The 22,288-nt window shown below is 72.3% G+C and carries 23 protein-coding genes and 1 pseudogene; 8 read left to right on the forward strand and 16 right to left on the reverse strand.

Annotated elements, in window-relative coordinates; all coding sequences use genetic code 11:
* Window positions 1–314 precede the first annotated feature (314 nt).
* Window positions 315–965, reverse strand: a complete 651-nt coding sequence (locus ABZX40_RS00865) for an HAD-IA family hydrolase (protein WP_355732949.1) — start codon at window positions 963–965, stop codon at window positions 315–317.
* A gap of 81 nt (window positions 966–1,046) precedes the next feature.
* Between ABZX40_RS00865 and ABZX40_RS00870 the strand changes: the two genes are divergently transcribed.
* On the forward strand, window positions 1,047–1,406 hold the full coding sequence (locus ABZX40_RS00870; protein ID WP_355732946.1) for a hypothetical protein: 360 nt from the start codon (window positions 1,047–1,049) through the stop codon (window positions 1,404–1,406).
* Complete coding sequence (locus ABZX40_RS00875) at window positions 1,387–1,839, forward strand: hypothetical protein (protein WP_355732943.1); 453 nt, start codon at window positions 1,387–1,389, stop codon at window positions 1,837–1,839. Before ABZX40_RS00870 ends, ABZX40_RS00875 begins: the two co-directional genes overlap by 20 nt.
* Window positions 1,840–1,912: 73 nt before the next feature.
* On the opposite strand, the gene ABZX40_RS00880 is transcribed toward ABZX40_RS00875, so the two are convergent.
* The 3 genes and pseudogenes from ABZX40_RS00880 to ABZX40_RS00890 all read right to left on the reverse strand — a co-directional run bounded on the left by ABZX40_RS00880 (window position 1,913) and on the right by ABZX40_RS00890 (window position 3,874).
* Window positions 1,913–2,410, reverse strand: a complete 498-nt coding sequence (locus ABZX40_RS00880) for a GNAT family N-acetyltransferase (protein WP_355732940.1) — start codon at window positions 2,408–2,410, stop codon at window positions 1,913–1,915.
* A gap of 44 nt (window positions 2,411–2,454) precedes the next feature.
* Window positions 2,455–2,595 (reverse strand): annotated as a pseudogene (locus ABZX40_RS00885) (sigma-70 family RNA polymerase sigma factor); the annotation flags it as partial.
* 82 nt (window positions 2,596–2,677) lie between these two features.
* Window positions 2,678–3,874 carry a glycerophosphodiester phosphodiesterase gene (locus tag ABZX40_RS00890; RefSeq protein WP_355732937.1) on the reverse strand — a complete coding sequence of 399 codons (1,197 nt, stop codon included), beginning with the start codon at window positions 3,872–3,874 and terminating at the stop codon, window positions 2,678–2,680.
* Between the two features lie 420 nt (window positions 3,875–4,294).
* Between ABZX40_RS00890 and ABZX40_RS00895 the strand changes: the two genes are divergently transcribed.
* Window positions 4,295–4,975 (forward strand): lysophospholipid acyltransferase family protein, encoded by a 681-nt coding sequence (locus ABZX40_RS00895; RefSeq protein WP_355732934.1) that lies wholly within the window; start codon window positions 4,295–4,297, stop codon window positions 4,973–4,975.
* A gap of 236 nt (window positions 4,976–5,211) precedes the next feature.
* Here the strand turns inward: ABZX40_RS00895 and ABZX40_RS00900 are convergent, their stop codons facing one another.
* The 11 genes from ABZX40_RS00900 to argH form a co-directional block, all read right to left on the reverse strand.
* Window positions 5,212–6,459 (reverse strand): ATP-binding protein, encoded by a 1,248-nt coding sequence (locus ABZX40_RS00900; protein ID WP_355732931.1) that lies wholly within the window; start codon window positions 6,457–6,459, stop codon window positions 5,212–5,214.
* A complete protein-coding gene (locus tag ABZX40_RS00905; RefSeq protein ID WP_355732928.1) occupies window positions 6,456–7,124 on the reverse strand; it encodes a response regulator transcription factor in 669 nt (222 codons plus the stop codon). Before ABZX40_RS00905 ends, ABZX40_RS00900 begins: the two co-directional genes overlap by 4 nt.
* 44 nt (window positions 7,125–7,168) lie before the next feature.
* Entirely contained in the window at window positions 7,169–8,281 is a 1,113-nt protein-coding gene (locus tag ABZX40_RS00910) for a trypsin-like peptidase domain-containing protein (RefSeq protein WP_355732927.1), read from the reverse strand.
* 331 nt (window positions 8,282–8,612) lie between these two features.
* Window positions 8,613–9,563 (reverse strand): VWA domain-containing protein, encoded by a 951-nt coding sequence (locus tag ABZX40_RS00915; protein ID WP_355732924.1) that lies wholly within the window; start codon window positions 9,561–9,563, stop codon window positions 8,613–8,615.
* A gap of 31 nt (window positions 9,564–9,594) precedes the next feature.
* On the reverse strand, window positions 9,595–10,506 hold the full coding sequence (locus tag ABZX40_RS00920) for a DUF58 domain-containing protein (RefSeq protein ID WP_356008894.1): 912 nt from the start codon (window positions 10,504–10,506) through the stop codon (window positions 9,595–9,597).
* A complete protein-coding gene (locus tag ABZX40_RS00925) occupies window positions 10,503–11,486 on the reverse strand; it encodes an AAA family ATPase (RefSeq protein ID WP_355732921.1) in 984 nt (327 codons plus the stop codon). Before ABZX40_RS00925 ends, ABZX40_RS00920 begins: the two co-directional genes overlap by 4 nt.
* Window positions 11,483–11,713 (reverse strand): hypothetical protein, encoded by a 231-nt coding sequence (locus ABZX40_RS00930; protein ID WP_355732918.1) that lies wholly within the window; start codon window positions 11,711–11,713, stop codon window positions 11,483–11,485. The genes ABZX40_RS00925 and ABZX40_RS00930 overlap by 4 nt, the downstream gene beginning before the upstream one ends.
* A 110-nt stretch (window positions 11,714–11,823) precedes the next feature.
* Complete coding sequence (locus tag ABZX40_RS00935; RefSeq protein ID WP_355732915.1) at window positions 11,824–13,503, reverse strand: MFS transporter; 1,680 nt, start codon at window positions 13,501–13,503, stop codon at window positions 11,824–11,826.
* A complete protein-coding gene (locus ABZX40_RS00940) occupies window positions 13,500–14,051 on the reverse strand; it encodes a helix-turn-helix domain-containing protein (RefSeq protein ID WP_355732913.1) in 552 nt (183 codons plus the stop codon). The genes ABZX40_RS00935 and ABZX40_RS00940 overlap by 4 nt, the downstream gene beginning before the upstream one ends.
* 90 nt (window positions 14,052–14,141) lie before the next feature.
* Window positions 14,142–15,116, reverse strand: coding sequence for an aldo/keto reductase (locus ABZX40_RS00945; RefSeq protein WP_355732910.1), 975 nt, complete (start codon window positions 15,114–15,116; stop codon window positions 14,142–14,144).
* 232 nt (window positions 15,117–15,348) lie between these two features.
* Entirely contained in the window at window positions 15,349–16,782 is a 1,434-nt protein-coding gene (gene argH / locus ABZX40_RS00950; protein WP_355732908.1) for an argininosuccinate lyase, read from the reverse strand.
* A gap of 138 nt (window positions 16,783–16,920) precedes the next feature.
* Between argH and ABZX40_RS00955 the strand changes: the two genes are divergently transcribed.
* From ABZX40_RS00955 to ABZX40_RS00975, 5 genes are all read left to right on the forward strand, one after another.
* Window positions 16,921–17,508 (forward strand): pyridoxamine 5'-phosphate oxidase family protein, encoded by a 588-nt coding sequence (locus ABZX40_RS00955; RefSeq protein WP_355732905.1) that lies wholly within the window; start codon window positions 16,921–16,923, stop codon window positions 17,506–17,508.
* An 81-nt stretch (window positions 17,509–17,589) separates the two neighbouring features.
* Window positions 17,590–18,306: a L,D-transpeptidase family protein gene (locus ABZX40_RS00960; protein WP_355732903.1), complete on the forward strand. Its 717-nt coding sequence runs from the start codon at window positions 17,590–17,592 to the stop codon at window positions 18,304–18,306.
* 117 nt (window positions 18,307–18,423) lie between these two features.
* A complete protein-coding gene (locus ABZX40_RS00965; protein WP_355732900.1) occupies window positions 18,424–19,806 on the forward strand; it encodes a ferredoxin reductase family protein in 1,383 nt (460 codons plus the stop codon).
* A 34-nt stretch (window positions 19,807–19,840) separates the two neighbouring features.
* A complete protein-coding gene (locus ABZX40_RS00970; protein WP_355732898.1) occupies window positions 19,841–20,602 on the forward strand; it encodes an FMN-binding protein in 762 nt (253 codons plus the stop codon).
* Between the two features lie 43 nt (window positions 20,603–20,645).
* The gene (locus ABZX40_RS00975; RefSeq protein WP_355733333.1) at window positions 20,646–21,383 is read left to right on the forward strand and encodes an FAD:protein FMN transferase; all 738 of its coding nucleotides are present in this window, start codon (window positions 20,646–20,648) and stop codon (window positions 21,381–21,383) included.
* A gap of 321 nt (window positions 21,384–21,704) precedes the next feature.
* On the opposite strand, the gene ABZX40_RS00980 is transcribed toward ABZX40_RS00975, so the two are convergent.
* Window positions 21,705–22,274 (reverse strand): arginine repressor, encoded by a 570-nt coding sequence (locus ABZX40_RS00980; RefSeq protein ID WP_355732895.1) that lies wholly within the window; start codon window positions 22,272–22,274, stop codon window positions 21,705–21,707.
* Window positions 22,275–22,288 lie beyond the last annotated feature (14 nt).

Genomic DNA, 22,288 nt, shown 5'->3' on the forward strand with positions numbered 1-22,288 from the left:
GGGTGCGCGGGGCGTGCCCGGTCCGCGCTGCCGTACCGTTGCCCGCCGGTCAGGGCGGAGCGGTACGCGCGGAGGCGGGCGGTCTCGCTTCGGGGCGCGAGACGCGGGTGGTGCGGGGGCCCTCTAGAAGGCGCACATTCGACACATACAGCGAGCACCGGGCGGCATGGGCGCCTCGGTCGCGGGGATGCGGCTGCTCGTCGTGGTCATGCGAGCAGTAAAGCAGACGTATGGTCCTTACCGGTGACCGCTGTCCGGATACTGGACACACATGGACAGTGCCGGACGGCGATCGGCGGGGGCCGGACGAGGGGTCAGCGGGCGGCCGAGATCTCCACTCCCCCGCCCGTGACCAGCACGGACAGCGCGGAGAGGTCCCTCACCACCAGATCGGCGTCCAGCTCGGCGGCGGTATGGGTTGTGGCCAACGCCACGGTGGTCATCCCGGCGGCGCGGCCCGCCGCGAGCCCGGCCGGGGCGTCCTCGAACACCACACAGCGGGCGGGGTCGACCCCCAGCCGGGAGGCGGCCAGCAGATAGGGCTCGGGGTCGGGCTTGCCCCGGGTCACGTCCTCGGCGGTGATCAGGGTCTTGGGCAGGATGCCGACCGCGGCGAGCCGGGCCTCGGCGAGCCTGAGGGTGGCGGAGGTGACCACCGCCCAGCGGTCGGCGGGCAGCGCGTCGAGCAGCTCCCGGGTGCCGGGCAGCAGCACGGCGCCGCCGCCCGGCACATCGTCCACCTCCAGCTGCTCGATCCGGGCGACGGCGGCGGGCACGGTGGCGGCGGGCAGCAGATCACCGGCTATCTCGACGGCGGTACGGCCGTGCAGTTCCACGCGGGCGAAGTCCTCGGCGGCCAGTCCGTACTCCGCCGCCCACCGGCTCCAGCAGCGCTGGACGGAGGCGAGGGAGGAGACCAGGGTGCCGTCGTTGTCGAAGAGAAGGGCCTGTGCGTGGATCGTCATGCCCTCGACCCTACGTGGGCCGCGCCGGGCGGCCCGGGGGCGGCGGCACCGGCTGGTGGGAGGCGTAATAAGGTCGTCGGCATGCTTGTAGCCCTGACCCTGGCGACCTCGGTCGCCGCGCTGCTGCTGGCCGCGTGGTGCGGCTGGGCCGCGTACCGGGACCAGCCGACGAAGGACTGGCACTTCATCGGGATGGCCGTGGTCTCGGTGCTGGCGCTGGTCCAGCTGATCGTCGGGATCGTGCAGCTCGCGCGGGGTGAGCAGCCGGACCAGGGGACGACGATCTTCGTGGCGTATCTGATCGGGGCGTTCGCCTGCATCCCGGCCGCCGGGTTCATGTCGCTGGCCGAGCGGACCAAGTGGGGGTCGGTGACGGTCGCCGCGGGCGGGGTGGTCCTGGCCGTTCTGGAGGTGCGGCTCCATGACATCTGGGGAGGCTGAGTCCGAGGTGGGCACGGCCCCACGCGCCCGGCTGATCAGCGGGCCCGGGATCCTGCTGGTCTGGCTCTACGGCGTGATGGTCGTGGGGGCGGTGTCGCGGTCCGCCGTGCAGATCGCCACGCAGTTCGACCGGGCGCCGCTCGCGTATGCGCTGTCCGCGATCGCCGGGGTGGTGTACGGGTTCATCACGTACTCGCTGGTGCGGGGTGGGGAGGCCGCGCGGCGGGCGGCGTTCGTCTGTTGCGCGGTGGAGTTGGTGGGGGTGCTGGGGGTGGGGACCTGGACGCTGGTCGAGCCGTCCGCGTTTCCGGACTCGACGGTGTGGTCGGACTTCGGGATGGGGTATTTGTTCATCCCGGTGATTTTGCCGGTGACGGCTATGTATTGGTTGCGGAGGGGGCGGGGGGCCGGGTTCGTGAGTGCCGGTTCGTGAGTGGTTGCTCGCGCAGTGCCTCCCCCGGAGGGGGCGCCCCCCAGCGCCCCCGACAGACAAAAGCCTTGCGGGCTCAGGCCGTCTGGGCGAATGCCTCCGCCGGCTTTTCCAGGACGATCATCGGGACGCCGTCGTTGCCCTGCTCGGTGCCCACGGTCTCGTAGCCGACCTTCTGGTACAGGCGGAGGTTGGTCTCGCTGCGGTGGCCGGTGTGGAGGCGGAAGCGCTTCGCGCCGTGCCGGTCGGCGAGGGCGGACTCGGCGGCACGGAGGAGGCGGGCGCCGATGCCGTGGCCCTGGAGGCGGGGGTGGACGCAGAGGCGGCCGATCGCGGCGGCGCCGTCCTCGGTGACCGAGCCGCGCACCGCGCCGATCACCTCGTCGCCGAGCCGGGCCACGAAGACACAGTCGGCGGCGATCTCCGCGCGGACCGAGTCGAGGCTCTCGACCAGCGGGTCGATGCGGTAGTTGCCGTAGAGCGCGGCCTCGCTCTGGAAGCACAGGTATTGCAGCCTGAAGATCTGCTCGGCGTCGTGCTCGGCCGCCTCGGAGATGACCACGCTCATGCCCATGTGTGCACGCCTCCCGCTCACCTGTCGCCTGTTGTCCCTCACTCCTATCCCCGTGCTCCACGCGCCGCAACCTCCGGGGTGAGCAATCGCCGCAGACATCCCAGACATCTGGAACGTTCCGGGCCGAGACCGCCCTGTGAGATACCCAACTCCCCCGCGATCTGCCGATAGGCCGGGTCCCGGGGGACGCCATCGCCCGGGGCGCGGTTGCCCCGGGCGGTGTTTCCTCACCCCATCGGGGTGGGCGGCGGTAGGTGGTCGACCCGGTCAGCGGCCGTTGTGGTCCGCGCGGGCCAGCAGGCCGGTGTCCGGCTGGTCGGTGAAGACACCGTCGATACCGGTGGCGAAGTACGCCTGGTAGAGGCCGAGGACATCGCCGTACTGGTCGGCGTCGGTGCCCTTGCGGAAGGCCGGGGGCAGGAACGGGTTCTCGTTGCGCAGGGTGTAGGGGTGGAGGATCAGGCCCACCTTGTGCGCGTCGGCGACCAGCGTGGTCGGCCGGGTGAGATTGCCGGTCGGGTCCTTCGGGATGACCAGGTCCAGGGTGGGGCCGATGCCGTCGGCGTAGGAGGCGATCTCGCGCAGACCGGCCGGCTTGACCAGATCGGCGACGGTGCGCGGGTCACCGGACTCGACGAAGTCGTACGGGCGGGTGTTCGCGCCGGAGAGCAGCACCACCAGCGGGTTGTCGACCAGCTTGTTCAGGCGCTGAATGCTGGTCGGCTCGAAGGACTGGAGGATGACCGGCGAGTTCCACTTGGTGCGGCCGTACTTGCGCAGCACCTTGGCGACCCGCTCCTCCAGGGCGAGGCCCTGCTTGCGGAAGTAGGTGGGGTGCTTCAGCTCGGGGTAGATCCAGACCTGCTTGCCGCGCTTGCGGGTCTGCTCGTCCTGCCACTTCAGCACCTCTTCGAACGTGGGGATCTCCCAGCGGCCGTTGTAGAGGGTGTTGTGCGGACGGTTGGCGGGGATGCGCTCGACGGCCCGCAGGGTCTTCAGCTCGGCGAGGGTGAAGTCCTCGGTGAACCAGCCGGTGGTGGAGACGCCGTCCAGCAGCTTGGTCTTCTTGCGGTCCGCGAACTCCTGATGGGCGGCCACGTCGGTGGTGCCGCCGATCTCCGGCTCGTGACGGCAGACCAGATGGCCGTCCCTGGTGGGGACCAGGTCACCGGCCTCGACGATGTCGGCGCCCAGGTCCAGCGCGAGCTGGTAGGCGCCGAGGGTGTGCTCGGGGCGGTAGCCGCTGGCTCCGCGGTGGCCGATGATCGTCGGCCGGGGGAGGTTTTTGACCCCACCGCCGCCGCCGCTGCCGCTGCCGGATGACGGGCGGGCCGCGTCGGCGGTCGCCGCGCCGGGCAGCCCGAGGACGGCTCCGCCCGCGCCGAGCACGGCCGCCCCGAGCAGCGCCCGCCGTCCCGTGTGCGCCTGGTTCCTCGCCTGCTCGTTCGGGTCCTGCGATCCCATCAGCGGCCTCCTCGCCATCCGCTCCGCACCCCACCGGGGGCGCGATCCCTCCGGCCGGGCGCCGGGTGGTGCGCGCCGATCGTAGGGCGGTGGATATGACGGAAGGGGGGCGCCGACCCGAACACCTGGGTGACGGTGGATGTCGTCCGGGGCGCGGGGTGTGACGGTCCGTCGGAACGTCGGGATACCGGAACGCCGGGATGCCGGGGTGCCGGAGTGGGTGGGCGATGGCGGGGCAGGCGCAACGTCACGTACGGGTTACGGGCGGTCGGCCGGGCGGTCGCACAGATGAACGCAGGTCAATTGTGCGTTAGACCTCGATGAACCCGATGTGCGTCCGGTGGGTCACCGCGAGTATCGTCCTCACCTGCACGGACTTCATAGACATCCCTATCGAAACCCTTGACACCGGAGGGCCCGTTGTCCCGCTTCGCGCTCATCAAGGCAGTGCTCGGACCGATCATGCGCCTGATGTTCCGCCCCCGGGTGGAGGGAGTGGAGAACATCCCGGGCGACGGTCCGGTGATCCTCGCCGGGAACCATCTCACCTTCATCGACTCGATGATCCTGCCGCTGGTCTGCGACCGTCAGGTGTTCTTCATCGGGAAGGACGAGTACGTCACCGGGAAGGGGTTCAAGGGGCGGGCCATGGCCTGGTTCTTCACCGGGGTCGGGATGATCCCGGTGGACCGGGACGGCGGGAAGGGCGGGGTCGCCGCGCTGATGACCGGGCGGCGGATCCTGGAGGAGGGCCGGGTCTTCGGGATCTATCCCGAGGGCACGCGCTCGCCCGACGGGCGGCTGTACCGGGGGCGCACCGGGATCGCGCGGCTGACGCTGATGACGGGGGCGCCGGTGGTGCCGTTCGCGATGATCGGCACGGACAAGATTCAGCCGGGTGGGGCGGGGATGCCGCGGATCGGGCGGGTGCGGGTGACTGTGCGGTTCGGGGCGGCGCTGGAGTTTTCCCGGTACGAGGGGATGGACCGGGATCGGTATGTGTTGCGGGCGGTGACGGATTCTGTGATGACCGAGGTGATGCGGTTGTCGGGGCAGGAGTATGTGGATATGTATGCGACCAAGGCGAAGGATGCGGCGTAGGGTTTGGGTGGTTTTTTGGGTGCGGGTAGGTGGGGGCTGGTCGCGCAGTTCCTCCCCCAGAGGGGGTACCCCCAGCGCCCCTGAGGTGCGACTGACCGTTCTCGGGTGCGGGTTGTGGTCGCTTTTCGCGCAGTTCCTCCCCCAGAGGGGGTACCCCCAGCGCCCCTGGATTGCCCGCCCCTCTGACTTCGGGTGCGGGTTGTGGTCGTTTTTTGCGCTTTTCTCTCGTTTCTGGATTAGTGGGGGATCGGGGATTCCTCCGGGGGGGTTTGGGGGGTGTCCTCTCCGGGGGTGGGGAACCAGAGGACGAAGGTGGAGCCCTCGCCCATTTTGGAGAACAGGTGGATCTGGCCGCCGTGGGACTCCACGATCTGGCGGACGATCGCCAGGCCCAGGCCCGCGTGGCGGTCGCGGGTGTCGGCCGTGTCGTCCTTCGCGCGCCAGAAGCGGTCGAAGACCCGGGCCTGGTCGTGGTCCAGGATGCCGGGGCCCTCGTCCTGGACGGCCATCCACACCCAGCCCTCGCCCCGGCCGGCCGCGACCGTGATGCGGGTGCCCGGCGGAGCCAGCCGTACGGCGTTGGAGAGCAGGTTGCCGACCGCGCGGCGCAGGGCGTCGTGGTCGCCGATGACCGTCAGACCGCCCGCCAGTCTGCGCTGGACGATGAGGCCGCGTTCGGCGGCCAGCGGCGCGAACTCCTCGGCCGCCTCCCGGGAGACCGCGGCGAGATCGACATCCGAGTCGGAGAGCGCGGGCGCGTTGCGGCGGGCGGTGGCCAGGAGGTCCTCGACCAGCCGGGTCATCCGGGTGGTGGCCCGGTCGACGCTGTCGGCGGCGGCCCGGCGTTCGTCCTCGTCGGACTCCTCCGCGGTGAGGACGGCGTCCAGATTGGCGCGGATGATGGCGAGCGGGCTGCGCAGTTCGTGGGAGGCGTCGTCGATCAGCTGGCGCTGGGCCTTGAACGCCTCGTCGAGCCGGTCCAGCATGCAGTCGACGGTGTCGGCCAGCTCGCGCAGTTCGTCCTTGGGGCCGGTCAGCCGGATGCGCTGGGAGAGATCGGTGGCCTGGATCTCGGCGGCGGTCCGGGAGATCGAGCGGACCGGGCGCAGGGCGCGGCCGGAGAGGATCCAGCCGATCAGGGGGCTGGCGACGGCGAGCAGCGCGAGGACGAGGAAGGAGAAGTTGCGCAGATTGCCGAGGGTCTCGTAGTTGACGGCCGCCTCGACCTCCTGGAGCTTCACCACGTCGATCTCGCCGATGTAGTCGTCGTTGACGTACTTCTTCGCCGTGAACTGGCTGCTGACCGGGTGGGCCTCGCCGCTGCGGACGACGGCGACATAGGTCGCGCCGAGGACCATCGCGGTGAGGATGAAGATCAGGCCGGAGTAGAGGACCGTCAGCCGGAAGCGGATGGAGTGGGTGAAGGCGGGGAGCCGGCTGCCGAGGGCGCGGACGACGGCCCGCAGCCGCCGCAGAAATCTCATGGCGTGTCCTTGAGCCGGTAGCCCTGGCGGATCACCGTCTCGATCAGGGGCTCGTCCTCGCCGGTGATCTTCCGGCGCAGGGAGCCGACGGTGACCCGCACGGTGTTGGTGAACGGGTCGGCGTGTTCGTCCCAGACGTGTTCGAGGAGTTCCTCGGCGGGGACGACCCGGCCGGGGCGGGTCATCAGATAGTGCAGCACGCCGAACTCCTTCGGGGTGAGCTGGAGCCGGCGCTCGCCCCGGTACGCCTCGAAGCGGGCGGTGTCCAGGCGCAGTTCGCCGACCTCCACGATCGCCGTGCCGCCGTCCTCGCGGCGCAGCAGGGCGCGGATCCGGGCGAGGAGTTCGGGCAGCGCGAAGGGTTTGACGAGGTAGTCGTCGGCGCCCTCGTCCAGGCCGCGCACCCGGTCGGCGAGGCGGTCGCGGGCGGTGAGCATCAGGATGCGGGGGCCTCCCGGGGTGGCCCGGATGGCCCGGCAGACGGCGAATCCGTCGCCGTCGGGCAGATTGAGGTCGAGGAGCACCAGGTCATAGTCGTTGACGGTGAGCTTCTCGCCGGCCGTGTCGACATCGGGGGCGACATCGACCGCGTATCCGGCGCGGACCAGGCCGACGCGCAGGGCGACGACCAGGTCCTCCTCGTCCTCGACCACGAGCAGTCTCATCTGGGCCTCCGGTGCGGCGCTGTTCCTGGGCGGGTCGTCATGGGTCAGCCGCCGTCGATGATGGTCTCGGCGGCGTCCAGCGCGTCGGCCACGGGGATGGCGAAGCCGATGCCGATGGAGCCGCCCGTCTGCTGGTTCAACGTGGCGATGGCCGTATTGATCCCGATGACCCGGCCCTCGTCGTCGACCAGTGGTCCGCCGGAATTGCCGGGGTTGATGGACGCGTCGGTCTGGAGCGCCCTGCGCCGGCCGCCGTCGCCGAGGCGGACGTCCCGGTCGAGTGCGCTGACGATACCCGAGGTCACCGTGCCGCTGAGGCCCAGCGGCGAGCCGATCGCGAGGACGGTGTCGCCGACGGCGGGCGGCACGCCGGTGGCCAGGTCGGCGGCGTCCAGCCCGCGGGCGGTCTCCGGCTCCAGGACGGCGACGTCGCTTGCGGGGTCCTCGCCGATCACCTCGGCGTCGAGCCGGCGGCCGTCCTGGAGTTCCAGGGTGACCCGGGTGCTGCCCTCGACGACATGGGCGTTGGTGAGGACCCGGCCGCGGGCGTCGAAGACGAAGCCGGAGCCCTGTCCGTTGTCCGTCTCCACGGAGACGACGCTGGGCAGGACCCGCGCGGCGACCGCCTCCAGGTCCCCGGCCCGGACCGGCGCGGCCGTCTCCGGGTCGTCACCGGCGAAGCCCGCGGCCCCGTATCCGGCGGCGCCGCCCGCGAGGATCGCGGCGAGCAGGGTGACCAGCGGGGCGACGGCCCGCGAGGCCCGTCGCCCGGTGGTCCGGGGCGGGGCGGGCTGCGGGGCCTGGAAGGTGGCGTAGGGGGCCGGGGTGTAGGAGGGAGCGGGGTTCGATGCGGGGCTGGTGTCCATGGGCTCGGGTGGGCGGCCGGCGAGGAAGCCGGGGCCGCGGGGTGCGCCCAGGCCGGGCAGGGCGGGCGGGGCGGTCGGCTCACCGGGGTCGGTGGGGCCGGGGTCGGTGGGTGGGGGGAGGGTGCCGCCCCGGTCGCCGAGGTAGCCGTTGGCCCGGGGTATCTCGTGTGCCGGGATGAGGCCGTTGTCGACGGTGGGGACGCCGGGGGGCGGGGCCGGGACGGGGTGGTCCCCGAAGGGGCCGAGGTTCTCCAGCCGGCCGCCGGGGCCGGGATGGCCGTTGTCGCTCACGAGCTGCCTCCTTGGGCGGGGTCGAAGGTTGTCAGGGGAGCCGGGGGAGCCAGGGGAGGAGGGGGAGGAGGGGGAGGAGGGGTGGCCCGGGGAGCCGGGGGGCGGCGGGTTGTCATGGCGGCCGGGAGAGGAGGAGTGGCCCCGGGAGCCGGGGGGCGGCTGGTCGTCACGGCGGCCGGGAGAGGAGGAGCAGCCCCAGGAGCCGGGGAACGGCGGGTCGTCACGGCAGCCAGGAGAAGAGGAGCAGCCCCGGAAGCCGGAGAGCGGCTGGTCGTCACGGCGGCGGCCAGGAGAAGAGGAGTAGCCCCAGGAGCCAGGGAGCGGCGGGTCGTCATGGCAGCCGGGAGAACCAGAGGAGCGACGTCGCGGCGGCGGCCAGCGCGGCGATCAGTCCGGCGGCCACGAACCACGGCCAGATCTCGCGCTCCTCGGTGCGGTAGCCGACGGAGCTGCCGATGTCCTCGTACACCGCCTGGAGCTCCTCGCCGGTCGCGGCCTCGTGGAAGTCGCCGCCGGTGGCCTCGGCGAGGCTTTCCAGGGCGGGGCCGTCGGCCGGGACCTGGATGGTGTCGCCGGAGTCGAGGGTGATCGTGCCCTCCTCGGTGCCGTAGGCGATGGTGGAGACCGGGATCTCCTCGGCGGCGGCCTCCTGGGCGGCCTCCTCGATGGGGCGGCCGGTGGTGTTGGAGCCGTCGGAGAGCAGCACGATGTGGGCGGGCGGGGGCTCGGTCTCGGCGCGTTCGTCCAGGGCCCGGATGGCACCCCGGGCGGCGACCACGGCCTCGCCGATGGCGGTGCCCTCGCCGGTGGTGAGCCGCCGGATGGCGGCGCGCAGCGCCTCCCGGTCGGTGGTCGGCGCCACCGCCACGGTCGCGGAGCCGCTGAACGGGACCAGTCCGGCGTTGAACTGCTCGGGCAGTTGGTCCACGAAGGCGAGGGCGGCCTCGCGGGCGGCCTCGAAGCGGGTGGGGGCGATGTCGGTGGCCTCCATGGACGCCGAGACATCGAAGGCGACGACGATGGTGGCGCGCTCGCGGGGCACCTGGACCTCGGTGACCGGCCGGGCGAACCCGACGACCAGCAGGGCCAGGGCGGCGCAGAAGGCGGCGGCCGGGATGTGCCGGCGGCGGCCGGGGCGGCGCGGCGCGACCTTGTCCAGCAGATCGAGGTTGGTGAACCGGACGGCGTACTGGGTGCGGCGGCGCTGGACCGCGACATAGGCGGCGATCAGGGCGAGCAGCGGCAGCAGCAGCACCAGCCAGACCGGGGAGGTGAGGCTCATGGGGTCTCCGTAGGGTGCCGGGGGTCCGGGCTCATGCCGCGCCCCCGCCGCCGCGGCGGCGCTGGGCCTCGACATGGCGGGCCACGTCCCGCACCCAGTCGCGGTCGGTGCGCAGCCGCAGATGGGCGGCGCCGGAGCGGCGGATGGACTGTTTGATCAGGGCCCGCTGCTCCAGCGCCGCATGGGCGTAGCGTTCGCGCAGCTTGCGGGAGTGGGTGGGGACCTCGCGGCGGCGGCCGGTCTCCGGGTCGACGAGGGTGAGCAGGCCGACGGAGGGCAGTTCCAGTTCGCGCGGGTCGACGGTCTCGATGGCGAGGACCTGGTGGCGACGGGCGGCGACGCGCAGCGGCTGCTCCCAGCCGGTCTCCAGGAAGTCGGAGATGACGGCGATCATCCCGCGGGCGGGCAGTTCGCGCAGCGCGTGCAGGGCCTCGCCGAGGGTGTGCTCGGGGACGCCGGGCTCGACCCGGGGCCGGTCCAGGGCGGCGTAGAGGATGGACAGGAGGTGGCGGCGGCCGGGGCGGGGCGGGATGCGGCGGATGCCGTCGGGGCCGGTGAGCTGGGCGCCGAGGCGGTTCCCGGCGCGTTCGGTGAGGAAGGCGACGGCCGCGGCGGCGCCGACGGCGAGGTCCCGCTTCTCCATCCGGGCGGTGCCGAAGTCCATGCTGGCGGAGGCGTCGAGGACGAGCCAGATGGTCAGCTCGCGGTCGGCGAGGGTGCGCCGGACATGCGGGACGGTGGTGCGGGCGGTGGCGTTCCAGTCCATCATCCGCACGTCGTCGCCGACCAGGTAGGCGCGGGTCTCGGAGACCTCGCTGCCGGGGCCGGGGACGGCGGAGGCGTGGTCGCCCTGGAGGAGGCCGTCGGGGCGCCGGGTGAACAGCAGCTCCAGATGTTTCAGGGCCTGTTCGGGGGTGAGGTCGCGCAGGGTGGGGGAGGTCATGCCGCGGCCTCGTCCCCGGGGGCGGGGCGGGGGCTGATCCGGGGGCGTTCTACGGCGGCGAGCACCTCGTCGACGATCTGACCGGCGCCGATGCCGTCGGCGAGGGCGTCGAAGGAGAGCACCAGCCGGTGGGCGACGACCTCGTGGGCGAGGTCGTGGATGTCCTCGGGCAGGACGTAGCCGCGTCCGCGCAGCAGGGCGAGGGCGCGGGCGGCGGCGACCAGGCCGAGGGTGGCGCGGGGCCCGGCTCCGTGCGCGACCCGGCTGCCGGGCCCGGCGAGCTCACGGGTGGCGACGACCAGGCGGACGGCGTACTCGGCGACGGCGTGGTGCACGAAGACATCGTCGGCGGCGCGCTGGAGGGCGACCAGGGTCTGCGGGGTGAGGATCCGGCGCGGGCGGGGCGGGTCGACGCTCATCCGGTAGAGGATGGCGAGTTCCTCGGACTCGCTGGGCGCCCGGACGTCCACCTTCAGCAGGAACCGGTCGCGCTGGGCCTCGGGGAGTTGGTAGACGCCCTCGGACTCGATGGGGTTCTGGGTGGCGAGGACGAGGAACGGCTCGGGCACGGTGAGGGTGGTGCCGCCGATGGAGACCTGGTGTTCGCCCATGACCTCCAGCAGCGCCGACTGCACCTTGGCGGGGGCGCGGTTGATCTCGTCGGCGAGCACCACATTGGCCATCACGGGGCCGGGCTCGACGTCGAAGGTCTCCTGCGAGGGGCGGTAGATCCGGGTGCCGGTGATGTCGGAGGGCACCAGGTCGGGGGTGAACTGGATACGGGCGAAGTGGCCGCCGACGACCTGGGCGAGGGTCTTGGCGGCGAGGGTCTTGGCGACGCCGGGCACGCCCTCCAGCAGGCAGTGGCCGCGGGCCAGGATCGCGGTGAACATCCGTTCCACCATGCGGTCCTGGCCCACGATCACCCGCTTGACCTCGAAGAGCGCCTCTTCGAGGAGCTTGCCCTCGGAGGCGCTCACAGGGCCGACTCCGGTGTCTCGGCGGTGGTGGCCGCGCCGTCGTTCTTCCAGGGGCAGTCACCGTCGTCGGCGCCGGTGTCGCTGACGGCGCTGTCGGTCTCCTGGACGACGTAGCTGATCTTGTCCTCGGAGGGGTGCTCGTCCCCGGCCAGGGTGGCGCCGCCGGCCGAGAGACCGGCGGCGAGCACGGCGCCCAGGCTGACCAGGAGGCGGGTGCGTCGGGTCATGGTCGGTGACTCCTTCTGTCGTGTGATGACGACGGGGTGAGGAGTCAAGACCATCAGGTGGACGCGAAAAGGGACTTAAAGCGGAGACGCTGCCCCTACTTAGCCTCCGTTTACGGGGCGGCCTGCTTTCCGGAGTCGGCCCCGGAGGCAGCCCCGGAGGCGACCCCGGCGTCGGCCGTCTCCACGGTCTCGGCGGTCTCGGCCGTCTCGGCCGTCTCTGTGGTCTCGGCCGTCTCGGCCGTCTCGGGGGTCTCGGCCGTCTCGGCCGTCTCTGTGGTCTCCAGGCGCTGGCCGCGCAGCAGGAACCACGCCGCCACCGCCGCGGCCAGCAGTACCGCGGCGCCGATGCCCGCCGCCGTGGTCAGACCGTCGACGAAGGACTGCCGGGCCGCGTCCAGCAGCTGCCCGGCGCTCTCCGGGGGCAGCTGACCGGCCGACTCCACGGCACCGCCGAGCGACTCGTGCGCCGCCTGGGGTGTCCCCGGCGGGGCGGCGAAGCCGCGGTAGACGCCGGTGACGATGGAGCCGAGCAGGGCGATCCCGAGCGCGGCGCCGAGTTCGTACGCCGTCTCCGAGACCGCGGAGGCCGAGCCCGCCTGTTCCTTGGGTACGGAGCCGAGGATCACGTCCGCCGTGACGGTGAACGCGAAGCCCGCGCCGATGCCGACGACCAGCAGGGCGGCGCCGAGCAGCGGATAGCCCGTGGACTGCCCCATGAAGGTCAGCGTGCCGAGCCCGAGACCGACCGCCCCGAGCCCGCCGGACACCACGGCCCGCACCGAGAAGCGGCGGGCCGCCCACCCGGCGATCAGACCGGCCGCCACCGCGCCGACCGCGGCGGGCAGCTCGGCGAGTCCGGCCTCCAGGGGCCGCCTGCCCTGCACGAGCTGGAAGAACTGCGACAGGAAGAAGACCAGACCGGACAGACCGAAGATGGTCAGCAGATCGGCGAGGACCGCGCCGCTGAAGCCGCGGTTGCGGAACAGCCGCATGTCCAGCAGCGGCGAGGGCAGGGCGAACTGCCGCCGTACGAAGCCGTACAGCGCGCCCAGACCCAGTACGGCCGACCCGGCGGTGGCCCAGCCGAAGCCATGGCTGGCGGCCTCCTTGATCGCGTACACCACGGCGATCATGCCGACCAGCGACAGCAGCACACTGGCCATGTCCCAGGGGCCGGGGTGCGGATTGCGGGACTCGGGCAGCAGCTTGGCGCCGACCAGCACCAGCACCGCCATCACCGGCAGGTTGATCAGGAAGACCGAGCCCCACCAGAAGTGCTCCAGCAGGAACCCGCCCATGACGGGGCCGATCGCCGTACCGGCGGAGGCGGTGGCGCCCCAGATGCCGATGGCGAGGCTGCGCTCGCGCGGGTCGTGGAAGAGGTTGCGGATCAGGGCCAGGGTGGCCGGCATCAGGGTGGCACCGGCGACACCGAGCAGGGCCCGCGCCACGATCATCAGCTCGGGCGTGGTCGCGTAGGCGTTGAGCACGGAGACCGCGCCGAACGCCGTCGCGCCGATCAGCAGGATCCGCTTGCGGCCGATGCGGTCACCGAGGCTGCCCATGGAGACCAGCAGACCGGCGATGACGAACGAGTAGACGTCACCGATCCACAGCAGCTGGTTCCCGGTGGGGTCGAGGTCCTCACTGATGTACGGGGTGGCCAGGCCGAGGACGGTCGCGTCGACGGCCACCAGCAGTACGGCGAGCACCAGGACGGCCAGTGCCAGCCAGCGCCCGGGGCGCTTCACCACCTCGGTCGGGGCCGCCGACCGCACGGTGCTGCTCATGATTCCTCTCTCCGTATCGCTCCGCCGAGCAGCAGCTCGACGATCATGTTCTCGAAGTCCTTGGCGGCGACCCGGCCGTCCATCACGGCCCAGGCCGCGGAGCCAACCAGCCCGTAGAGGGCCTCGGTGAGCCAGACGGGGGTCAGATCGATGCGGAACTCCCCGGCGTCCTGGCCGCGCCGGAACAGCGCGCAGATCCGCGCGTCCAGCCGGGCCCAGCCGGCGTTCTGCTCCTCGCCCTCGAAGAGCTGGTTCTCGGTGACCAGGAAGCCCAGCAGTCCGGCCGCCGGCTCGATCTCGCGGACGAGTCTGCGGACGGCGTCGGCGGCGGGGCCCTCGTCGAGCCGGGCCCGGTCGAGGGCCGTCTCGCACGCGGCGATGCCCTGGGCCTCCAGGGCCCGGATCAGGGCGTCCCGGCCGGCGAAGTGCCGGTGCAGGGTGGCACGGCTGATCCCGGCGGCCTTGGCGACCTCGTCCATGGTCGCGGTGGCTTTGTGGGTCAGCAGGGCCGCGGCGGTGCGCAGCACATGGTCACGATCGACAGCCATGAGACGACGATAACCCATTTGAGACACTCTTGTCTCACGGAGGGGGTGTGTGAGGTCGCTCACGGAGCGGGGGTCGACCAAACGCGCAGGTCAGTGCCAGGGGAGGTGGGCGCGGTGGGTCCAGTACGCCTCGGGGGCCTCGGTCAGCGTCGCCAGCCGGGCGAGCTGGTCGTCGTCCAGGTCGACCACGGCGGCATGCAGATTGGCGGCGAGCTGGGTGACCGTCGTGGCGCCGGAGAGCACCACCCCGGCCCAGGGCTCGCGCAGGATCAGCGCGAGGGCGACGGCGTCGGCGCCCTGCCCGGTCTCCTCGGCGACGGCCCGCAGCGGCTCGGGGGCGTGCGGCGCGGCGAGCCGGCCGTTGGCCATCGCCTCCTTGACGATCACCGTCAGCCCGGCGTCGTGCGCCTCGGCGAGCGCGGCCCCGGCCGAGGTCTCCAGCGCGTTGTACGTCGACTGGACGGTACGGAAGAGGGGCTCGCCGTCGACGGTCACGGCGAGGGCGGCGCGGATGGCGTCCGCCTGGGCGGGGCCGCTGGTGGAGAAGCCGACGGTGACGCCGTCGGCGGCGGCCGTCTCGGCGAGGCGGGCGTGCAGGGCCCGGTCGGTGAGGGCCGGGCTGTCGGGGGTCACCGAGTGGATCTGGTAGAGGTCGAGACGGTCGCCGAGGAGGGCGCCGGTCTCGCGGCGCTGGCGCTCGTAGGCGGCGAGGGAGTGGTCCTTGACCTCGTGCCGCTCGGCGTCGAGGGCCCAGTCGGCGGTGTAGGTGTAGCCCCATTTGCTGCCGATGACGAGGTCGTCGATGCCGGGGTGGGCGGTGAGCCAGTCGGCGAGGAACTCCTCGGCGCGGCCGTAGGAGCGGGCGGTGTCGATGTAGCGGACGCCCTGGGCGTAGGCGGCGGAGAGGAGTTCGGCGGTGCGGGTGCGGAGGGCGTCGGCGGTGCGGGTCTCTCCGAGGGCTTCGGCGCGGTCGAGGGTGATGTACGCCGGGCGGCCGATCGCGGCCAGGCCGAGGCCGATGTGGGCGGTGGGGGCGGTTGCCTTGGCCAGGCGGGACAAGGGCATCGCGGGCTCCGTTGGTTGCGTTGATCGCGTTGCGTCGGCGGTTTTCGGCGCCGGTGCGATCAACATAACCCGGGGGCGCGTCGGGGGGTGAGTGGAGAAGGGGAGAGGGCGGGTGCGGGTGCGTCGTGGCTGGTCGCGCAGTTCCTCCCCCAGAGGGGGTACCCCCAGCGCCCCTAAAAAGACACCCCCGCGTTGCCCAGCCCTCTCCTCGAAGGACCCCTTGGCTGAGGGCTCAGCCCCGCGCCTTCGCCGCCGCCCACTGGTGCTGGCGTGCCAGGTCCGCCTTCACCTCTGCCAGCTGGATCGCGACCGCGCTGGGGGCCGTGCCGCCTCGGCCGTCTCGGGATGCGAGCGCGCCGGGGACGTTCAGGACCGTGCGGACCTCGGGGGTGAGGTGGGTGGAGATCTTGGCGAACTGCTCGTCCGTGAGGTCGGCCAGTTCCTTGCCCTCGGCCTCCGCCGCCTTCACGCACTCCCCCGCCACCTCATGGGCGACGCGGAACGGGACGCCCTGCTTGACCAGCCACTCGGCGATGTCGGTGGCCAGGGAGAAACCGGCCGGGGCGAGTTCCTCCAGGCGCTCGCGGTGGACGGTGAGGGTGGCCATCATGCCGGTGAAGGCGGGCAGCAGGATCTCCAGCTGGTCGATGGAGTCGAAGACCGGCTCCTTGTCCTCCTGGAGGTCCCGGTTGTAGGCGAGCGGGAGGGCCTTGAGGGTGGCCATCAGTCCGGTGAGGTTGCCGATCAGACGGCCCGACTTACCGCGTGCCAGCTCCGCGATGTCCGGGTTCTTCTTCTGCGGCATGATCGAGGAGCCGGTGGAGAAGGCGTCGTGCAGGGTGACGAAGGAGAACTCCTTCGTGTTCCAGATGATGACCTCCTCGGCGATCCGGGAGAGGTTCACCCCGATCATCGCGGTGATGAAGGCGAACTCGGCGGCGAAGTCCCGGGAGGCCGTGCCGTCGATGGAGTTACCGGCGGAGCCGTGCTCGAAGCCCAGCTCCTCGGCCACCGCCTCCGGGTCCAGGCCGAGCGAGGACCCGGCCAGCGCGCCGGAGCCGTACGGCGAGACGGCGGTGCGCTCGTCCCACTGGCGCAGCCGCTCGGCGTCCCGGGACAGCGCCTGCACATGGGCGAGGACATGGTGGGCGAACAGCACCGGCTGGGCGTGCTGGAGATGGGTGCGGCCGGGCATCGCCACCTCCGGGTGGGCCTCGGCCAGACCGACCAGGGCGTCCTGGAGAGCGGCGATCAGCGCGCCGATCGTCCGGGCGTGGTCGCGCAGATACATCCGGAAGAGCGTCGCCACCTGGTCGTTGCGGGAGCGCCCGGCGCGCAGCTTGCCGCCGAGGTCGGGGCCGAGCCGCTCCAGCAGGCCGCGCTCCAGGGCGGTGTGGACGTCCTCGTCGGCGATGGTGCCGGTGAAGGAGCCGTCGGCGACATCCGCCTCCAGCCGGTCCAGCCCGGCGATCATCCGGGTCAGCTCGTCCTCGGTGAGCAGCCCGGCCGTGTGGAGCACGCGCGCGTGGGCGCGGGAACCGGCGATGTCGTAGGGGGCCAGCCGCCAGTCGAAGTGGACGGACGCGGACAGCTTGGCCAGGGCCTCGGCGGGACCGTCGGCGAAACGGCCGCCCCAGAGCCGAACGTCACCGCTGTTGCTGCTCACTCGCTTTGCTCCTCACTCCGCACCCAACCCGTCCTGCATGAGTATGCAGACCCCTGCATGATCAGTCAATTTCCCCGGCGCCACCACCCTCCCACCTTCCCATTGCCCTGCGATCGTTAGGCGGAATAACCTTTAGGCGTGGGAAAGACATATGAGCGCATAGACGGAAGACTCCGTACGTTCATCGAGGAGCAGCCGCTCTTCTTCACCGCGACCGCCCCGCTGTCCGGCGAGGGGACGGTCAACCTCTCCCCCAAGGGCCTCAAGGGCTCCTTCGCCGTGCTCGACGCGTCGACGGTCGCGTATCTCGACTTCGCCGGTTCGGGCGCCGAGACCATCGCGCATCTGCGCGAGAACGGCCGGATCACGCTGATGTGGTGCGCCTTCCAGGGGCCGCCGAACATCGTGCGGGTGCACGGCACCGGCGAGCCGGTCTTCCGCGACGACCCGCGCTTCCCCGGACTGCTGGCGCACTTCCCCGGCATCGACCCCACCCCGCACGGACTGCGCGCGATCATCGTCGTCACCGCCGAACTGATCCGCGACAGCTGCGGCTACTCGGTCCCGCTGATGACCTACGACGAGGACCGGGATCTGCACGGGCGGCGGTTCGCGCGGGAGGACGACGCCTCGCTCGACGCCTACTTCCAGAAGAAGGAGCATGTGGCCCGCTCCCTCGACGGATTGCCCGGACTGCCGCTGCCCCTGCCGCCGACCCCGGCGTAGCGCCCCGCCGAGGGACGACAGCCCGCCCCGAACGGGTCACCCGCGCTGCCGGGCCCGGGGGTGCGCCCTAGCGTCGGCGCCATGCGCCCCGTACTCGCCGCCGCCCTCGCCCTGTTCACCTCCGCCGCCCTGCTGGGCGCGGCGCCGTCCCCCACCGACTCGGAGCCGCTGCCGCTGCCCGGACGGATGGCCGACACCGGGGGCGGCGACCAGCTGATCACCGCCGTGGCCCCGGACACCGGCTCCACCACCGGCACCGTCACCTGGTGGGACCGGCGGGACGACGGCACCTGGACCGAGTCCGGTTCCGCGCCCGCCCGGTTCGGGGCCAGGGGCCTGGTCGACGGCGGCACCCGCGAGCAGGGCACCAACACCACTCCGACCGGCCTGTACGACCTGCCGTACGCCTTCGGCATCGAGCCCGCGCCGCCCGGGACGACGTACGCCTTCCGGGCGGTGCGGGAGGAGTCCTGGTGGTGCCAGGACAACGCCTCGAAGGACTACAACCGCTGGAGCGAGCCGCGCGCCGCCGACTGCCGCGCCGACCAGGCCGAACACCTGGTGACCTATGGCACGCAGTACGCCCACGCGCTCGTCATCGGCTTCAACTACGACGCCCCGGTGCGCGGGCGCGGCGCCGGGATCTTCCTGCATGTGAACGGCAGCGGACCGACGGCCGGCTGTGTCTCCGTACCGGCCGACGCCATGCGGACGATCCTGGCCTGGGCGCGGCCCTCGGCCCGCCCGCACATCGCGATCGGGACGGAGTCCGGAGCCACCGCCGTCACCACGTACTGACCACGTACTGACCGACCGCGTACGGACCGACCGGGTGCTGAACGCGGCGCCGACCCGGCACGTATCTCTGGGCCAAGGGACTCCGACACCACCGTTGCCCCCGTCCCCGGAGGAACCGTGACCAGCACGCTCGCAGGCGGCCGTGCCGCCCGGCGGCAGACGATGCGCCGTATCCGCCCGCGCCGCTCCCCCGCCGTGCCCCTGCTGATCGCGGTGTGGGCGGGCGCGGCGGCGGTGCTGTGGCTGTGGTGGCACAACACCCCCTCGATCGGCGACGACACCGGCCGGATCATCAACGCGGGCCGGATCACCGGACTCCTCGCGGGCTATCTGATGGCGCTGGTGGTGCTCCAGATGGCCCGGGTGCCCGCGCTGGAGCGGCGGGTCGGCTCGGACCGGGTGGCCCGCTGGCACGCCATGACCGGCCGCTACACCCTCTGCCTGGTCCTCGCCCATGTCTTCCTGATCATGTGGGGCTACGCCCGTCAGGCGGGCCTCGGCCTCGCCGACATCGTCCGCCAGACCACCGACTCCATCGACCAGCTCCCCGACGTGGGCAAGGCCGCCATCGGCACCGCCCTGCTGGTGCTGATCGGCCTGGTCTCCATCGGCCCGGTCAGGCGCCGCATGCCGTACGACACCTGGTACCACGTGCATCTGACGACCTACGCGGCGGTGTTCCTGACGTTCTGGCACCAGATCTCCACCGGCAACGACTTCGCCGTGCAGCCGGTCGCGAAGACCTTCTGGTACGGGCTGTACGGGGTGGTCACCGCGCTGGTGCTGTGGTTCCGGATCCTCACCCCGATCCGGCTGAACCTGCGCCACCGGATGCGGGTCGAGGCGGTCATCGAGGAGTCGCCGGGGATCGTGTCGGTGCTGATCGGCGGGCGCCGGCTGCACCGGATGGGCGCCGAGGCCGGGCAGTTCTTCCGCTGGCGGTTCCTCGCGCCCGGTATGCGCTTCAGCTCCCACCCGTACTCCCTGTCCGCCGCGCCGCGCCCCGACCTGCTCCGGATCACCGTGAAGGCGATCGGCGACCACAGTGCCGGGCTGCGCGGGCTGCGTCCCGGCACCCGGGTGTGGGCGGAGGGCCCGTACGGCGCCCTGACCGCGTCGCGGCGCAGCCGGGGCAAGGTGCTGCTGGTGGCGGGCGGGGTCGGGATCACCCCGATGCGGGCACTGTTCGAGACCCTGCCCGGCGCGGCCGGTGACATCACCCTGCTCTACCGGGCCACCACCACCCAGGACCTCGCCCTGTGGGACGAGCTGGCCGCCATCGCCGACGAGCGGGGCGCCCGGCTGATGTACGCGGTGAACAGTCCGAACGGCGCCCGCCCCGACATCTCCGCCGAGACCCTGCAACGCAAGATCCCCGACATCGACCGCCACGACGTGTTCCTGTGCGGGCCGCCCGGCTTCGCCCAGACGGTGTACGAGGCCCTGCGCGGCGCGGGTGTTCCGGCCCGCCGCATCCACCACGAGTCGTTCGCGATGTGAGCGGGCGTCACGAGCATCAGGAGACCGGCAGACCATGAAGAAGAGCCACCCCGTTCGGCGTGCCGTGCTCGCCACCGCGGCCACCGTGTCCGGCGTCGTGCTGCTGCTGTCGATGAAGCCGGGCGCCGACCCCGGCGCCGCGGCGGCCGGCACCCGCCCCCCGGCCGCCGGCCAGCAGTCCGCGCAGGGCGGCGCCCAGCCCGCGGGCACCGGCACGGTCACGGGCACCGCCGCGCAGACCCAGTACGGCCCGGTCCAGGTACGGATCACGGTCACCGGCGGAAAGATCACCGAGGCGGAGACGGTCCAGGCCCCGACCGGCGGCCAGAGCACCCAGATCACGGCAAACGCCGTACCCAAACTCAACGCGGCGGCGATCGCCACCGGCACCGCCCAGATCGACGCGATCTCCGGAGCGACGTACACCAGCGCCGGCTACAAACAATCCCTCCAATCCGCCCTGGACCAGCTGAGCAAGGAAAGCCCCGACCCCACCGAACAGCCACCCACCGCACCGGCCCAGCGGCAGGTACTGACCGGCGAGGCGGCCCGGACCCAGTACGGCCCGGTGCAGGTACGGATCACGGTCACCGGCGGAAAGATCACCGAGGCGGAGACGATCCAGGCCCCGACCGGCGGCCAGAGCACCCAGATCACCGCGAACGCCGTACCCAAACTCAACGCGGCGGCGATCGCCACCGGCACCGCCCAGATCGACGCGATCTCCGGAGCCACCTACACCAGCGCCGGCTACAAACAATCCCTCCAATCAGCCCTGGACCAGTCCGGTGGCTGAGCCGGTGGCCGCTCCCGTCGGGGTCCGGCATGTGGAGGAGGTCATGGGGACCGTCTTCTCGCTGGATGTCCGGGGCGGTGACGCGCGGGCGGTGGCGGCGGCGGTACGGGAGGTGGTCGCCGGGCTGCACGAGGCCGACGCGGTGTTCAGCACGTACCGCGAGGACAGCCAGGTGTCGCGGCTGGCGGCGGGGGAGCTGACGGTGGAGCAGTGCGCGCCGGAGGTCGCCGAGGTGCTGGGGCTGGCGGCGGAGGCGAAGCGGGTGAGCGAGGGGTGGTTCAGCCCGCGCTACCGGGGGCGGCTGGATCCGACCGGGATCGTGAAGGGCTGGTCGGTGGAGCGGGCGGCGCTGCGGCTGGCGGGGGTGCCGGGGGTGACGGGCGTGAGTGTGAACGGCGGCGGGGACGTGCAGTTGCTGGGCGCTCCGGCGGACCGTCCATGGCGGGTGGGCGTCGCGGATCCGCTGCGACCGGGGGGTCTGGCGGCGGTGATCTCGTCCTCGGGGCTGCCGGAGCTGGCGGTGGCGACATCGGGCACGGCGGAACGGGGCGCGCACATAGTGGACCCGCGCACGGGCCGCTCCGCGGTGACGGACCTCCTGGCGGTCACGGTGGTGGCCCCCCGCCTGACCTGGGCGGACTGCTGGGCCACAGCAGCCTTCGCCATGGGCTCCCGAGAGGGCCTGACGTGGCTGGAGTCCCTGCCGGACGTGGAGGCCCTACTGATCACGGCGGGGGACGAGGTCCGGTGCACGGGGGGTTTGGCGGCACGGCTGGGGTGAGCGGGGTGCCGTCGGCGGGTTTTCAGGGGCGGGGGGACCGTCGGCGGGTTTTCAGGGGCGGGGGGACCCCCCCGCTTTCAGGGGCGCGGGGAACCGCGCACGGCTGGGGAACCCACTCGCACCTGTCACGCAGATAGGTACAACGCCCGGCCTTCAGGGGCGCGAGGAACTGCGCGAGCAACCACCCACCACCCGCACAAGAAAACGCACCTCAACCACCCCTCCCAGGGGCGCGGGGAACTGCGCGACCAGCCCCCACCGACCCGCACCCGCCCCCCGAACCCGCACCCGACCCGACCCGCACCCGAAGAACACCCCCCCTCACCCCCCGTTCTGAGCCAACCGCAGCAAATGATCCGCCAACGCCTGCCCCCCTTCAGCCCCCCGGCTGATCAGCAGCAACGTATCGTCCCCGGCGATCGTCCCGAGGATGTCGTGCAGCTCGGCCTGATCGATCGCCGAGGCCAAGAACTGCGCCGCCCCCGGAGGGGTCCGCAGCACCACCAGATTCGCCGAGGCCTCCGCGGAGATCAGCAGCTCCGCCGACAGCCTCCGCATCCGCTCCTCCTTCGCCGACTCCCCGAGCGGCGCCCGCGGTGTGCGGAACCCGCCCTCGCTGGGCACGGCGTAGATCAGATCACCGTCGTTGTCCCGGATCTTCACCGCGTTCAGCTCGTCCAGGTCCCGCGACAGCGTGGCCTGCGTGACACTCAGCCCGTCGTCCGCGAGCAGCTTCGCGAGCTGGCTCTGCGACCGCACCGGCTGCCGGTTGAGGATGTCCACGATCCGCCGGTGCCGCGCGGTGCGCGTCTGCGGCACCGACGCCCCCGACGCCCCTTCGGCATCCCGGTCCCGGTCCCGGTCCCGTTCCTGACCCTGCGCCTGACTCATCGTCGTCTCAATCC

It is taken from the genome of Streptomyces sp. NPDC004610, from assembly GCF_040609715.1.
GTDB lineage: Bacteria > Actinomycetota > Actinomycetes > Streptomycetales > Streptomycetaceae > Streptomyces.